11 protein-coding genes are annotated in these 13,545 nt (G+C 37.9%); 3 read left to right on the top strand and 8 right to left on the bottom strand.

The features are described from left to right. Position 1: 1 nt before the first annotated feature. From ccoO to AC0UA9_RS10455, 3 genes are all read right to left on the bottom strand, one after another. On the bottom strand, positions 2-646 hold the full coding sequence (ccoO, locus tag AC0UA9_RS10465) for a cytochrome-c oxidase, cbb3-type subunit II (protein WP_475659810.1): 645 nt from the start codon (positions 644-646) through the stop codon (positions 2-4). A gap of 11 nt (positions 647-657) precedes the next feature. Then, positions 658-2,082 carry a cytochrome-c oxidase, cbb3-type subunit I gene (gene ccoN, locus AC0UA9_RS10460; protein WP_475659809.1) on the bottom strand — a complete coding sequence of 475 codons (1,425 nt, stop codon included), beginning with the start codon at positions 2,080-2,082 and terminating at the stop codon, positions 658-660. Positions 2,083-2,405: 323 nt separating this feature from the next. Next, a complete protein-coding gene (locus AC0UA9_RS10455; protein WP_475659808.1) occupies positions 2,406-3,065 on the bottom strand; it encodes a Crp/Fnr family transcriptional regulator in 660 nt (219 codons plus the stop codon). 213 nt (positions 3,066-3,278) lie between these two features. Between AC0UA9_RS10455 and AC0UA9_RS10450 the strand changes: the two genes are divergently transcribed. Then, positions 3,279-3,761, top strand: coding sequence for a hypothetical protein (locus AC0UA9_RS10450; protein WP_475659806.1), 483 nt, complete (start codon positions 3,279-3,281; stop codon positions 3,759-3,761). Between the two features lie 116 nt (positions 3,762-3,877). On the opposite strand, the gene AC0UA9_RS10445 is transcribed toward AC0UA9_RS10450, so the two are convergent. After that, a complete protein-coding gene (locus AC0UA9_RS10445) occupies positions 3,878-5,512 on the bottom strand; it encodes a lytic transglycosylase (RefSeq protein ID WP_475659805.1) in 1,635 nt (544 codons plus the stop codon). Between the two features lie 89 nt (positions 5,513-5,601). Then, a complete protein-coding gene (gloB, locus tag AC0UA9_RS10440; protein ID WP_475659803.1) occupies positions 5,602-6,414 on the bottom strand; it encodes a hydroxyacylglutathione hydrolase in 813 nt (270 codons plus the stop codon). 98 nt (positions 6,415-6,512) lie between these two features. Between gloB and AC0UA9_RS10435 the strand changes: the two genes are divergently transcribed. Both AC0UA9_RS10435 and AC0UA9_RS10430 read left to right on the top strand, forming a co-directional pair. Continuing rightward, the gene (locus tag AC0UA9_RS10435) at positions 6,513-7,322 is read left to right on the top strand and encodes a class I SAM-dependent methyltransferase (protein WP_475659801.1); all 810 of its coding nucleotides are present in this window, start codon (positions 6,513-6,515) and stop codon (positions 7,320-7,322) included. Between the two features lie 170 nt (positions 7,323-7,492). After that, complete coding sequence (locus AC0UA9_RS10430) at positions 7,493-8,251, top strand: Nif3-like dinuclear metal center hexameric protein (RefSeq protein WP_475659799.1); 759 nt, start codon at positions 7,493-7,495, stop codon at positions 8,249-8,251. Between the two features lie 113 nt (positions 8,252-8,364). Here the strand turns inward: AC0UA9_RS10430 and AC0UA9_RS10425 are convergent, their stop codons facing one another. From AC0UA9_RS10425 to AC0UA9_RS10415, 3 genes are all read right to left on the bottom strand, one after another. Continuing rightward, positions 8,365-9,882, bottom strand: a complete 1,518-nt coding sequence (locus tag AC0UA9_RS10425; protein ID WP_475659798.1) for a hypothetical protein — start codon at positions 9,880-9,882, stop codon at positions 8,365-8,367. Between the two features lie 383 nt (positions 9,883-10,265). After that, entirely contained in the window at positions 10,266-11,786 is a 1,521-nt protein-coding gene (locus AC0UA9_RS10420) for a hypothetical protein (protein WP_475659797.1), read from the bottom strand. A gap of 348 nt (positions 11,787-12,134) precedes the next feature. Next, positions 12,135-13,448 carry a 3-oxoacyl-ACP reductase gene (locus AC0UA9_RS10415; protein WP_475659795.1) on the bottom strand — a complete coding sequence of 438 codons (1,314 nt, stop codon included), beginning with the start codon at positions 13,446-13,448 and terminating at the stop codon, positions 12,135-12,137. Positions 13,449-13,545 lie beyond the last annotated feature (97 nt).

Genomic DNA, 13,545 nt, shown 5'->3' with positions numbered 1-13,545 from the left:
CCTACTTCAATGCGTGGCCAAGTGATTGCAAGTAAGCAACCAAGGCACTCATTTCAGTTTTACCTTTTACGGCATCAGCAGCACCATCAATTTCAGCTTGGCTATAAAGCGGAATAGCATTGCCATCTTCGTCTTTATGGCTACGGTTACGTGTTAACAAGTTAAACGTTTCAAGCTTCTTAGCCGTTAGCTTGCCATCGAGTATATTGGTATTTAACCAGTTATAAGCAGGCATATTTGACTCAGGCACTACAGAACGAGGATCTGTTAAATGGGCAATATGCCAATCATCACTGTAACGGCCACCAACACGAGCGAGATCAGGCCCTGTACGTTTTGAACCCCATAGGAAAGGGTGTTCCCATACTTGTTCGCCAGCAACACTGTAATGGCCATAACGCTCGGTTTCGGCTCTAAATGGGCGGATCATTTGGCTATGGCAATTGCTACAACCTTCACGTATGTAAATATCACGGCCTTCCATTTCTAATGCCGTGTAAGGTCTCAAGTTATCAACCGGTGTGTTTGTTTCTTTTTGGAAGAATAAAGGGGTTATTTCAACTAGTCCACCAATACTGATTACCAATACAGTGAAAAGAAAGAACAAACCAACATTTTTTTCAATTTTCTCATGGTTATTTTTCATGTTTATTCTCCTTAAACTGTTTCAACTGGCTTAAGACTTCCGTCTTTTGCGCCGATTGTTTTAAACATGTTGTACGCCATTAATACAAAACCAGCGACAACAAGTACGCCACCTAGGAAGCGAATAAAGTAGAAGGGATAAGAAGCTGTTAAGCTCTCAACAAAGCTATAAGTTAACGTACCATCAGTGTTAACAGCACGCCACATTAAGCCTTGCATAACGCCTGAAATCCACATGGCTACGATATACAATACTACGCCAGCAGTATGTAGCCAAAAATGAACATTAATAAGACGAATGCTATACATACGGCCTTGATTAAATAACACAGGAATTAAGTGATAAAGTGCACCAATTGAAACCATAGCAACCCAGCCTAACGCACCAGAGTGTACATGGCCAACAGTCCAGTCGGTGTAATGCGAGAGGGCATTGACCGATTTTATCGCCATCATTGGCCCTTCAAAGGTAGACATACCATAGAAAGAGAGAGAAACAATCAAGAAACGTAATATTGGGTCAGTACGTAATTTATGCCAAGCACCTGACAGTGTCATAATACCGTTGATCATCCCGCCCCATGAAGGAAGGAATAATACAATTGACATAACCATACCAACAGACTGAGCCCAGTCAGGTAATGCAGTGTAATGTAAGTGATGTGGACCAGCCCAAATATAAAGCGAGACTAATGCCCAAAAATGTACAATAGATAAGCGGTAAGAATAAACAGGACGGTCAGCTTGTTTAGGAACAAAGTAGTACATCATCCCTAAGAAACCAGCAGTTAATAAAAAACCTACGGCGTTATGTCCATACCACCACTGCATCATTGCATCAATAGCACCAGGGTAAAGAGAGTATGATTTCATTGCAGATATAGGAATCACCATTGAGTTACCAATGTGTAAAACTGCAAGTGTGATAATAAAGCCACCAAAGAACCAGTTAGCTACATAGATATGTGAGGTTTTACGTTTGATTAGCGTACCAAAGAAAACAATCGCGTAGGCAACCCACACCAGTGTAATAAGAATATCAATTGGCCATTCTAGCTCGGCATACTCTTTGGTAGAGGTGTAACCTAAAGGTAATGATATCACTGCGGACAAAATAACAGCTTGCCAACCCCAAAAGGTAAAAGCTGCTAATTTCCCACCAAACAATCGTGTTTGGCAAGTTCGCTGCACAACATAATAAGAAGTGGCGAATAGGGCACTTGTACCAAAGGCAAAAATTACCGCATTAGTATGTAGTGGACGAAGACGAGAGTAGGTTAACCAAGGAGTATCAAAGTTTAACGCAGGCCAAATTAATTGAGCCGCGATAAGTACCCCTATAAGAGTACCAACGATTCCCCAGATTACGGTCGTCACAGTAAACTGACGTACAACATCGAAATTGTAGTCTACTGCTGACGTATTACTTTGAGTCATGTTATGGATTCCGCAGTGTTATTATTAATGAGAATTGTTTTTATATAAGCTTGATTATTAAAATCGCGCGATAAAAACGAATGGTATTTGTACTATTGCTATTTGCATATTAAATGGTATTGATATATGTCACAAAACCGAGCTAAATAGGCTGTATGCAAAGTAATTTTAACTCTTGGTGGTGATATAAATCAACCATTGCCTTCGTTTAAATTTGACTTAGATCAAATTACTCAACTATTGGGTAACATTTGCTTACTAATTAATAATATCAAAAATCACCAAGGCACAGAAAGCCAACCAGTATAAAGGTAGATCATCATTTAAAAGTCAGCGAGTTTAATCAGCTTATCGCGTTCAATTAAATATATCATTTTTCCTTGTATTTGAATTAATTGCTCTTTTTGAAATTTAGAAAAAACACGACTTAGAGTTTCTCTGCGTAAACCTAAAAAGTTAGCGACCTCGTTTCTGCTAATAGGGAGCTCAATTGAGTTATCGCTACCAGTATAAGCAGCGTTTCTTTCGATAATATTTAACAGGAATGCCGCTAATAGGCTATCAGCAGATTTTTTCCCGATATAAGCCTGAAAATTTCTTTGTCTAACATAACTCTGTTGGCTAAGTAGGGCGATAAAGTTTTTTTGAAGTTCAGGGACTAATTGGCTACATGCAGTCATCTGCTCAATAGATACTTTGCAAGCAGAGCTGTTACCTACTGCAATTGCAGTATAGTTGTAATGCTTTAAATGTAAGGCATCTTCGCCAATCAACTCACCGGGAAAGCGTAACCCTATAATATTCTCTTTATTGTTATCTGTATTTTGGCATAATTTATAAGCGCCAGACGTAACCGCATAGATACTGGTTAGCGGCTCTGCTTGGCGACAAAGTATTTTACTAACGACTTTAGTTTGTAAAAAGTGTTCAGCGAGTTCGATGGATTGATTAGTGGTTGTTACGGGCTTGCAGATAAAGTTCATTGAACAACTCTCACATTCAACATGCGTAGACTGGTTCTTTTTATTTATGATAAACTGGGGCGTTGAGTTAGGCACTGTGTTCACTTTTTGGTAACATACCCACACCACCAGCATCCTGCATATTCAAATTTGGCGGGTATCTATTAACTATCAATTAACTTAGTTTAAGGGAGTCAAGTAGCAATAACAATTACTTGAACTTAAATATTATCCATGATTAAAGTGTTAAGTGTAATATTACTTTTATTTACTATTTTAGCTTGTGAGCCAACAACCGTGATTGAAAATAACCCAAAGGGGTATCAACAAGCGCCATTTGTATGTTTAGCGAGTCAAAGTCAATGCCAAGTCAGTGCTGAGTATGGTCACTTTACGGTGCAGTTTGCACAAACCGCTCAAACAGGCAAAATAAAAACGGAGCTCCCTTTTAACCTACAGGTAACTTTTGAGGGCTTAAAGGAAACTTATCAGTTAACAAGTGTTGCAAGTTACCTTGAAGGAAAAACCATGTTTATGGGGAGAGTGCCAGTATTTTTTACCGAGCATGAGCATAACAATATGACTGCTCAAAGCTTATTAGCAAGTTGCGCAGAAGAAGTGATGACATGGCAGTTGTGGGTTGAGGCAAAGCTGTTAATAGATGGTCAAGTACAGCATCAGACCTTTATGATAGATTTTGACAGCCAAAGGTTATAATACTTTCAACGTGATAATAACGCTGCTCAGAAAACCTACAAGCTCCTATGAAAGACGGGTATTAAGTTCAGCCCCATTAAATACCCGCCTTTTGCTTGTTTTTAGTGCTGACCGCTTTAAATGTTATTAGTAACATCAATAGCAAGCTTTAGCTTTTGCCCCGGTTGCAAATATTTATTTCGACTTAAGCTATTCCAACGTTCAATATCACTAATTCGGACATTAAACTTACTGGCGATACGAGCAAAGGAGTCACCACTTCTTACTTTATAAGTAATGTGTCGCATAATACCTTGCTCAACTCCAGCATTTATTGCTGCTACCTCATTACGTGTATTTGAGAAGGTGGGAGTTTTCCATATGACTAATTTTTGGCCTAACTTTAAGGTGTCTCGTGGGGCAAAACCGTTCCATTTAGCTATGTTACTACTCTTAACCTTATAATGTTGTCCCAGGTCCCAAAGAGTATCTCCAGCGACAACGGTATGTGTTACTTTTAAGCCTTTTTTCGGGGTAGCCTGTTTTTTCGCAATGCGTTGTTCTTGAGACAATATATAGCTATCAAGGGATTTAGCAGCCACAGGTATTAATAAATGTTTTCCCGCTCTTATTTGATTACCTTTAAGGTTATTTACTTGGCGAATTAAGTCGATACTTGTGTGGAATTTATTGGCGATGTGCCCTAGGTTATCACCACTTTGTATTTTGTAACGCTGCCAAGCTAAACGTTCCTTTTTGTTCAATTTCGCCAAACCTTGGGTAAAACCTGCAACCTTATGTTTAGGTAAAATTAAACGATGAGGGCCTGCTGGATCAGTTGACCAACGATTGAACCCAGGGTTTAATCGTTGTAATTCAGTCAGTGTTAGGCCGGCTAAAGTGGCAGCTTTTGCTAAGTCTATTTGAGAGCCAATATCCACTTGGCTAATAACTGCTTCATTCGCAATTTCATAAAGATTAATATTAAACTGTGCTGGGCGTTTAATTAAATCAGCCAGTGCTAATAACTTGGGGACATACGCTTTAGTTTCTTTAGGTAAGTCGAGCGACCAAAAGTCTGTCGCTTTACCTAAGCTTTTATTTTTTCGTACCGCTCGCTGAACGCGACCTTCACCAGAGTTATACGCAGCTAGCGCAAGCAACCAATCGTTATCAAAAAACTTATGTAAATAGAGCATGTACTTAATGGCGCCTTCTGTAGATGCAACAACATCACGGCGGCCGTCGTACCACCAGTTTTGTTTCATGCCAAAACGTTTGCCCGTTGCAGGAACAAATTGCCACATGCCAGAGGCACGACCGTGCGAATAAGCAAAGGGGTCGAATGCACTTTCAACAATAGGCAGTAGGGCTAGCTCAACGGGTACATTGTTTTTTTCCAACTCTTCAACAATATAGAATAAGAAAGGCTCAGCACGCTTGGCTACTCTGGTAAAGTAACTTGGGTGTTTCGCATACCAATTGCGTTGTGCTATAACACGGCTGTTTTCGGGCACATGAAAGGTAAATTGTGAGCGCATTCGCTGCCAAACATCATGTTTGTTTTGTTGTGATGGGTCTTTTACTGATAATGAAAAATCTACATCATCAACAGGGTGGATAACATCAATATTTTCATCAACAAGTAAAGCTTGGTTAATGTCTGTGGTAGAAGCAATAGCCTCGGCTTGGATCGCGCTCTTGTCGTGTGTTAATAAAGTGCTTTGACAGCCACTAAGTAAAATGAATGCAGGGAGTAAAATATATTTCATGAATGGCCAGTGATAATTTATAAAAGGAAAGCGTTACCTATATAATGCGGATTAGTGTGTATAGGTGGTATTTTTTTAAGATTACCATGTTAAAATTGGTCTTTCCAGCGCCTAATCGTTGTAAAAGTATTTAGGCTGTTAGTTTCTGTGCGTTTATCAAAAGCCATCGCACTTTTTTGTATGGCATTTTCGTGGCTTCTTAAAAAAGGGTTTATTTGTTTTTCTCTTTTTATAGTGGTAGGTATTGTTGCTTTATTCGCTAAGCGTAACATTTTAACGTGTTGATTATATTCTATTAATGCTTTGTTGTTAGGTTCAACTGCTAACGCAAAACGCAAATTAGCCTGGGTATATTCATGGGCGCAGTATACCTTGGTATTTTCAGGTAAGTTGGCAAGTTTTGTTAAGGATGCTAGCATTTGCTCAGCGCTACCTTCAAAGATCCGGCCACAACCCCCTGAGAACAAGGTGTCACCACAAAATAACACTGGCGGTAACTTATCATCACTAAAATAGGCAATATGTCCGGCAGTATGACCAGGTAAATCAATCACCGTAAAGCACAGAGCAAGCTCAGTTAAGTTAACCCGATCATTTTCAATTAATTTAACCTCACAGTACGGTATATTTTCGTTTGCAGGGCCATAAATAGTTAATGCATATTGTTTATGTAGGCAATAAGCGACGAGCTCTTTAATGCCACCGGTATGATCAGCATGGTGATGAGTAATTAAAATAGCATTTAATGCGAGGTTATTCTCCTCTAAAAAGCGGATACAAACATCAGCGTCACCGGGGTCAACTATTGCAGCCGAGCTACTATTAGCAATAGCCCATATGTAATTATCAGAAAAAGCGGGGATAGCGGTAATGGTTAAATTGGTTTTGTTAACTGAACCCATGTGAAATTTCCAACTTGCTTAAGAACTAGAGTTAATTATACTGACATTATCAGCAATACCAATACTAACAGCCACAGTAATTGAAACAACTGGAATTTATGAAACCTGCGTTAGCGTCCAAACAACCACTTTATCCCAATTCTTGGCAAGACTTACCTAATGGTGACATCATTTTGTCAGCTATTGACGAGATTTTACATCCTTGGTGGCAACGGTTTTTTGGTTATCACTTATTAAAAATAGGCGCATTAAGCCATGAATTATCTTGCAATAACAGCCCAATAAAACATCAGGTTAGTTGTCGCACAAACGCTTCAACTTTTGGTGAACATAAGGAACAGCACACTGATATAATAGGTGAGTTAGACGATTTACCCTTACTTGAACACAGTGTTGATGTTTGTTTGCTTAGCCATGCGTTAGAGTTTTCTAGTGATCCTCACCATGTAGTTCGTGAAGCGAATAGGGTGCTCATTCCTAACGGACATCTTATTGTTACTGGTTTTAATCCCCTGTCTTTAGCGGGGCTAAATAGTGTTATTCCGTATAGAAGGAATAAAAGCCCTTGGAACGAACATTTTTTTTCTCCACTGCGTGTCAAAGATTGGCTCGACTTAATGGGATATGAAATTCTAAGCGATGAACGTTGCTTGCACAGTAATTTAGCAGGAAAAATTAATGAGTATGGTATTACGCATTATTGGCGTAAATTTGCCAGTAATTATTTAACGCGCTTAGGCTCTGTTTATGTCATTATTGCTAAAAAGCGTGTATTACCCTTAACGCCAATAAAACCAAAGTGGCAAATCAAAACGGAATTTAACCCAGTTAAAGTACCCACAATGAAGACACATTCGACCACGAATAATCATCGAGTAAAAGTTAGTTGTTCAAAAAACAGAAGATAACTTACCGCTATTGCAGAATAAATTTACTGATATCGCGATTTATTTATACTTCAGTATGCCGTTGAATAAATACTATAATAGTCACTATATGCATGTTAACCCATGAAAAATTGTGAATGTTCAAGTATGATACTTTTATTATTGAGTACACTTAAAAAAGATTAAACACCATGAAGAGAAATAAACTTGAACACTATTTAGACCAGCTATTAACGCCTGCACGGATAAAAGATTATGCGCCCAATGGTTTACAAATTCAGGGTAAAGATGAAATAACTAAAATAATCACCGGGGTTACGGCATCACAGGCACTGATTAACCAAGCCATAGCTGAGCAAGCCGATGCAATTCTTGTACATCATGGTTACTTTTGGAAAAACGAGTCTTATGTTATCCGCGGTATGAAACATAAACGCATAAAAGCGTTACTTGATCATAATATAAATTTATTTGCTTATCATTTACCGCTCGATATTCATCCTACTTTAGGAAATAACGCCCAATTAGCCAAGTTATTAAATATTGAAGTAACTGGGCCACTTGAGTTAGGCAATGATTTAAGTGTCGCGCTACAAGGGCAACTACTTGAGGCTTATTCAGGGGTAGACTTTGCTAGTAAAATTACTTCAACACTTAATCGAACGTGTTTGCATATTGCTCCGCCATCAAATAAAACAATTAAAACAGTTGCTTGGTGCACAGGCGGTGGTCAACATTATATTGAACTAGCGGCAGAGCAGGGAATAGATGCTTTTGTGACCGGTGAAGTCTCAGAGCAAACGACACATATTGCCCATGAAATGGATATTCACTTTTTTGCGGCAGGGCATCACGCTACTGAGCGTTACGGCGTGAAAGCTTTAGGTGAGTATTTAGCCAAAGAACAAGATATTGACGTTGTTTTTCTTGATATAGACAACCCTGTATAATGTTGTCGTGGCTTTGTCCTCATTGCACAAGCCTCATTGCTCAAGACAACACTCGGTATGACAAATCACCGAGTGTTGTTGACGTTTTAATTTCTTTAACCCAAGTGTGTTGATTAATCGTTTTGGTTAGAAAAACTCATTTGATAACCAGTCGTAGACATTGTGTTTTTTTCTAAAAGCATGAACTGGTTTTTACTCTCTTCGTTTAATGTTAATTCGCTCGAGGCGAGAACAATATTACTACTTCCAATGCTGCCGATAACATAAACATCGTATGTGTTATTGAGTAATTGAATAGTATTTGGTGTGGCAAAGGCAGCGGTTAAGCTTTGATCTGCAGTTTCTATTATTTCATCATTTCTAACAAAAAAGACTTTAATGCTAGCATAGTTATCCACTATTTCATCTTGATCAATTAAATTAATAACAGTAATTGCATGGCTATAAATATTATCAGAGTTGCTATTGGTCACGACAATAGAGTTTAGCGTTACTTCTAATTCATCAATATAACCATCACCATTTTCATCTATGTCTCCATCACCATCTTCATCAACAGCCTCTTCTAGCAGGTAGAAAAATATAGTTTTATTAATATTTTCATTTAATGTTAATAAATGGTTGCTAATCAGCGTACTTTGGTCTTGTTCATCAAGTACATTCAGGCGGTAGTCACCGGAATCAATCACAGATAAAGCGCTAAACTCACCATAAGCAAGTGCCGAAGCTTCAGGTGATTCATCAATATCGTCTAGGTGAAAATCAATACTTCCGTGATAATTAGGGAGTAACTCGTTTTGTACAATACCATTGTATACACGATAACTTGCCTCAGAATTTGCATCTGAATATGTTTGGCTAGTTGATGTTGAAGTGATATCCATAATATAGGGGGAAGAGCCAACGCCAGTATTTTCACGAATAACAAAAATGTATTCAGAAGCATAAGGAAAAGAAATTTCTTCAGAAGTAAAAAGTACTTCGTTACTTCCTGCTAAAGTAATATAAAAAATATACTCGTCTTGGGCTATTTTTTGATTAGCAGAAAGTTCAGTGTAGGTAGTGCTATTTAGTAATTGTGCTTCAATAAATGTTTCATCAGACTCAGAGTAATAAAAATCTAATCCCGCCGACTCATTATGCATATTTAACACTTTCATATTAAATATCTCGTCATTGCTATCATCAGTTAATTGGTCTTCAGTTCTAACGGGAAGGTCGTAAGTTAATACTTGTGGTTCCTTAATATCTTCTGAAATAACAATAAACTTAACTACCTCACTCGTTACTTGTAAGCTGTTTTCATAAATAGTTTCTAAATCATATTGGTTGTTATACTCGCTCTGCCAAGCTAGCTCAATATCATAGTTATCAGGGTCGTATGCAAAGCGACTACTAATTTGTGTAAAGGCAATAGAAGAGTAAGTTTGTTCGCTGTAATCATCATTATCATATTGGTCTATTGTTAAATGTATCCCTGGTGAGTTTGAAGATAAGTTGTAGAGTTGAACGTAGCCAGTTGATGAGTCTGAGCTACTACCACAGCTAAACAATGTGATTGAAAAAAGTAAAACACAGCACAGTGTTATATGTTTCTTATAATGAGCAGTAAAACGAGTATTTTTTATCATCGGCTTTCCTTTAGTAAGTAAATATAAGCGGATCAAAACATCAAATTTAGGGTGATAAAACGCCTTGATATCTCTATCACCATGTAAATTTATAAATAAGAACGTTAAGATACGTAAGTTGCATTTATTGCCAGAAAATAGAGTATGAGGCTGTGAGTTAGTTCATCTGGAGCTGTCGTTTTTGGCTTTATTTACTTAACTTTACAAAAAAGAGTAAACAATAGGCAGAGGGGGGGAGTGAATAAAAACAAAGAGGTTAAATGGCATTAGAAATATCACCCCTTTCAAGTTAATTTTGGCAGTTAGCTGTTAAAACCTCTTTCAGCTTGAGTCTAATGCTCACCGACAATGTAGAGTGAGCATTAGCTGGTTTTGTATTGTAACTAACCCTCGTTTTGGTCAGCAAAGGTCATTTTGTAGCCAGTTGCAGTATTTGCATCTTTTTCTAACATAATAAATTGATTCTTAGTATCTTCATTAACAGTGAGCACAGTCGAGGTAAGAATTATTTTGCTAGAATCCAGTGTGCCAATGACATAAACGGTATAAGTATTGTTTAGTAATTGAACAGAAGCAGGTTGCGCAAAAGTAGCGTTAACACTTTTTGCAGCCGTTTCAATTATTTCATCACTACGAACAAAGTAAACTTTGATCGTGGAAAAGTTATCAACCAACTCGTTTTGATCTATTAAATTAATAACGGTCATTTGATGATTATAAATATTTTTAATAGTGCTGTTAGGCACAATAAGAGAGTTAATTTTTATGCTTAGTTCGTCTATTTGTCCATCACCATCTTCATCGACATTGCCATCATTGTCTTTATCTACCGCTTGCTCTAATAAGTAGAAAAATATAGTTTTATTGGTGTTTTTATCTAGTACTAATAAATGGTTGCTGATCATCGGGCTTTGCAGTTCAGAGGCAAGCAAACTCATATTATAATCACCAGAATTAATAATAGTTGAAGGGCTAAACTCACGAAAGCCCAGTGCTGAAACTTCCGCTGAATCGTCGATACCATTTAGGTGTAAGTCAATATGACTTTTATAATGAGGGAGTAACTCATGTTCTACAATACCATTATATACGCGATAACTCGCTTCTGAGCTAGCATCTGCATACTCCTTGCTTGTCGAAGAGGTAGTAACATCGATAATAAACGGTGAAGAGCCCACCCCAGTATTTTCACGGATAGCAATAATATATTCTGAGGCATAAGGAAAAGGTATGCTTTGTGAGGTATATAATACTTCATCACTACCTGCAGAGGTAATATAAAAAATATAAGAGTCTTGCGCTAATTTCTGATTGGCAGATAGCTCAGTATAAGCGGTGCTATTTAATAGTATCGCCTCGTTAAACGTTTGCTCTGCTTCAGAATAGTAAAGGTCTACGCCAGAAGAAGCATTATGCATATTAAGCACTTTAATATTAAATTCGTTATTATTATTATCTTTTTTTTGCTCGTCTTCGGCTCTAACAGGTAAGTCATAAACCAAAACGTGTGGGTTTTTAATACTTTCAGTCATAACAATAAACTTCACAGTATCACTGTTAACGTGTAATTTATCTTGGTGAATTGTTTCTAAGTTATAGCTACTGTTGCTGCCATTTTGCCATGCGAGTGCAAGATCATAGCTACCAGGATCAAATGAAAAACGCTGGCTGATGTTTGTAAAAGTAACGGGTGAATATGTTTGCTCGTTGTAATCGGCATTATCAAGCTGGTCAATCGTGAGGTGTATGCCAGGAGAGTTTGAAGATAAGTTGTACAGCTGAACGTAGCCTGTACTTTGTTCAGAGTCACTACCACAGCCAAATAAGGCGAATGAGAAAAACAACGCACACCATAAAGCGATATGCTTTTTGTACTGTGCCTGAAAAAAATTACGAATGTTCATTGGTTGTCCTTTTGTAAACTACCACTGTTTACGTGGCAAATTTAGGGTGAGTAAATCCCTTAGTTAAAATACTAATATTTAAAACATAAGGAGAGATGTAAGGTGATACAAAAAAATAACTATACGCGGCGGTGGAAGCCTTTGCATATGAAAATCACCTAATTTAGGCGTAAAATTACATATAACTACATGAAATCACATGTGATTACACTTGATGACAGCCAATGACATAAAGTTACATTTTTAGGTGAGGAGGGGGGCAATAACAGTATTTTAAAATGAACCCGCAAGATGACATACCACGCGCATTAATATACTTTTAAAAATATAACTTTTAAAAGATATTGACTAAGCGCCAATAAGGTTTAACCCGCAAACACGTAGTGTTTGGCCTGTAATAGCAAAAGTTGATTGTTGGCCTAAAAAAGCCACCGCTGCGGCAACATCAATAGGTAAACCTCCTTGACCTAAAGCGTTCATTCGTCGCCCCATTTCCCTGGTAAAAAAAGGTATTTGTCTAGTCATTTGTGTTTCGATAAACCCAGGAGCTACGGCGTTAATAGTAATGTTATCTAATGCGAGTTTGGCACTAATGCTGCTAACATAACCTATAATGCCAGCTTTAGAGCAAGCGTAGTTAGTTTGACCACCTTGCCCAGCAATACCATTCATTGAAGATAAGCAAACAATACTTGCGTGCTTGTTAATACACTGTTCTTTTAACAGTATTTTGTTTATGCGCATTACCGAGAGTAAGTTGATATTGAGCGTTTGTTGCCAAAAATGTTCGGGCATTTTTGCTAGGGTTTTATCTCGGGTAATCCCTGCATTATGTACGATTAAATCAAAACCATTATGTTTTTGAGCTAATGCCGCTAACTGTTCACCAGCAGTGTTTTCAGCTATATCTAAAATGAAAGCCTCACCCTGTAACGTGTTCATTGTATGAGTCAGTTGTGTTTTCATTGCCGCAATATCAATACCAATCACTTGGTAGCCGTCATGGCTTAACCTGTGCGCGATAGCAGCGCCAATACCTTGAGCGGCTCCTGTTACGATAGCGACTTTATTTCTTGTTGCTATGCCAACTTGGTGCTCGGGTTGCTGACTCTGACTGTCAATAACAAGCGCTTGGCCACTGACAAAAGCGGAGTCTGTCGAAAGAAAAAAATAAAGCGGCTCAATTAAGGCATTAGCGGTATTGTCCGTTTGCTCGTCAATTAAAATCACATTGGCGGTACTGCCTTTTCTACCCACTTCCTTTGCTACGCTCTTGCTAAAACCAATAACCGCTTGACTAAAAGCATTTTGCGCTTCGTTATGTTGTGCTGTGCTAGCACTAGTTATAATCACAATTCGTGCATTGGTGGTTAGGCATTGAAGTGAATTTTGTACGGTTGAAAATAAAGTGTGGTAGCTAGTTTCACCATCATAGTTGGTGGCATCAATAACTAACGCTTGTATCGTAGGAGAGCTTATATTGTTAAGTGAATTGATCACTTTGCCGGGTAATTGCGTTGTTGCCGAGTTAATATACTTATTGATTTGCTTGCTTAAGCTTAAACAATATATCGTGCTAGGCAATACCGAATTACTTGAACGCTTTAAAGGAGTAGGTTCAGCAAAACCCAGTAGTGAAAATAGTTTATTGGTGAGTGTCATGTAAAACGGTAGCTATCGTAATTGATTTTAATCAGTCTAACAAAAAAACTATTTAAACGTTACTGAGTAAAAAGGTTTTTTAGCTGTTTAGTGAGGT

The sequence above is a fragment of the Colwellia sp. F1 genome (genome assembly GCF_056238625.1).
Note: the sequence above shows the minus strand (reverse complement) of the source record. Positions and strands in the feature narration are given on the sequence as shown.

What these genes read in the sequence shown, in the direction of transcription:
- ccoO (WP_475659810.1), bottom strand. Translation starts at nt 646, where the DNA reads ATGAAAAATAACCATGAGAAAATTGAAAAAAATGTTGGTTTGTTCTTT.
- ccoN (WP_475659809.1), bottom strand. Translation starts at nt 2,082, where the DNA reads ATGACTCAAAGTAATACGTCAGCAGTAGACTACAATTTCGATGTTGTA.
- AC0UA9_RS10455 (WP_475659808.1), bottom strand. Translation starts at nt 3,065, where the DNA reads ATGAACTTTATCTGCAAGCCCGTAACAACCACTAATCAATCCATCGAA.
- AC0UA9_RS10450 (WP_475659806.1), top strand. Translation starts at nt 3,279, where the DNA reads ATGATTAAAGTGTTAAGTGTAATATTACTTTTATTTACTATTTTAGCT.
- AC0UA9_RS10445 (WP_475659805.1), bottom strand. Translation starts at nt 5,512, where the DNA reads ATGAAATATATTTTACTCCCTGCATTCATTTTACTTAGTGGCTGTCAA.
- gloB (WP_475659803.1), bottom strand. Translation starts at nt 6,414, where the DNA reads ATGGGTTCAGTTAACAAAACCAATTTAACCATTACCGCTATCCCCGCT.
- AC0UA9_RS10435 (WP_475659801.1), top strand. Translation starts at nt 6,513, where the DNA reads ATGAAACCTGCGTTAGCGTCCAAACAACCACTTTATCCCAATTCTTGG.
- AC0UA9_RS10430 (WP_475659799.1), top strand. Translation starts at nt 7,493, where the DNA reads ATGAAGAGAAATAAACTTGAACACTATTTAGACCAGCTATTAACGCCT.
- AC0UA9_RS10425 (WP_475659798.1), bottom strand. Translation starts at nt 9,882, where the DNA reads ATGATAAAAAATACTCGTTTTACTGCTCATTATAAGAAACATATAACA.
- AC0UA9_RS10420 (WP_475659797.1), bottom strand. Translation starts at nt 11,786, where the DNA reads ATGAACATTCGTAATTTTTTTCAGGCACAGTACAAAAAGCATATCGCT.
- AC0UA9_RS10415 (WP_475659795.1), bottom strand. Translation starts at nt 13,448, where the DNA reads ATGACACTCACCAATAAACTATTTTCACTACTGGGTTTTGCTGAACCT.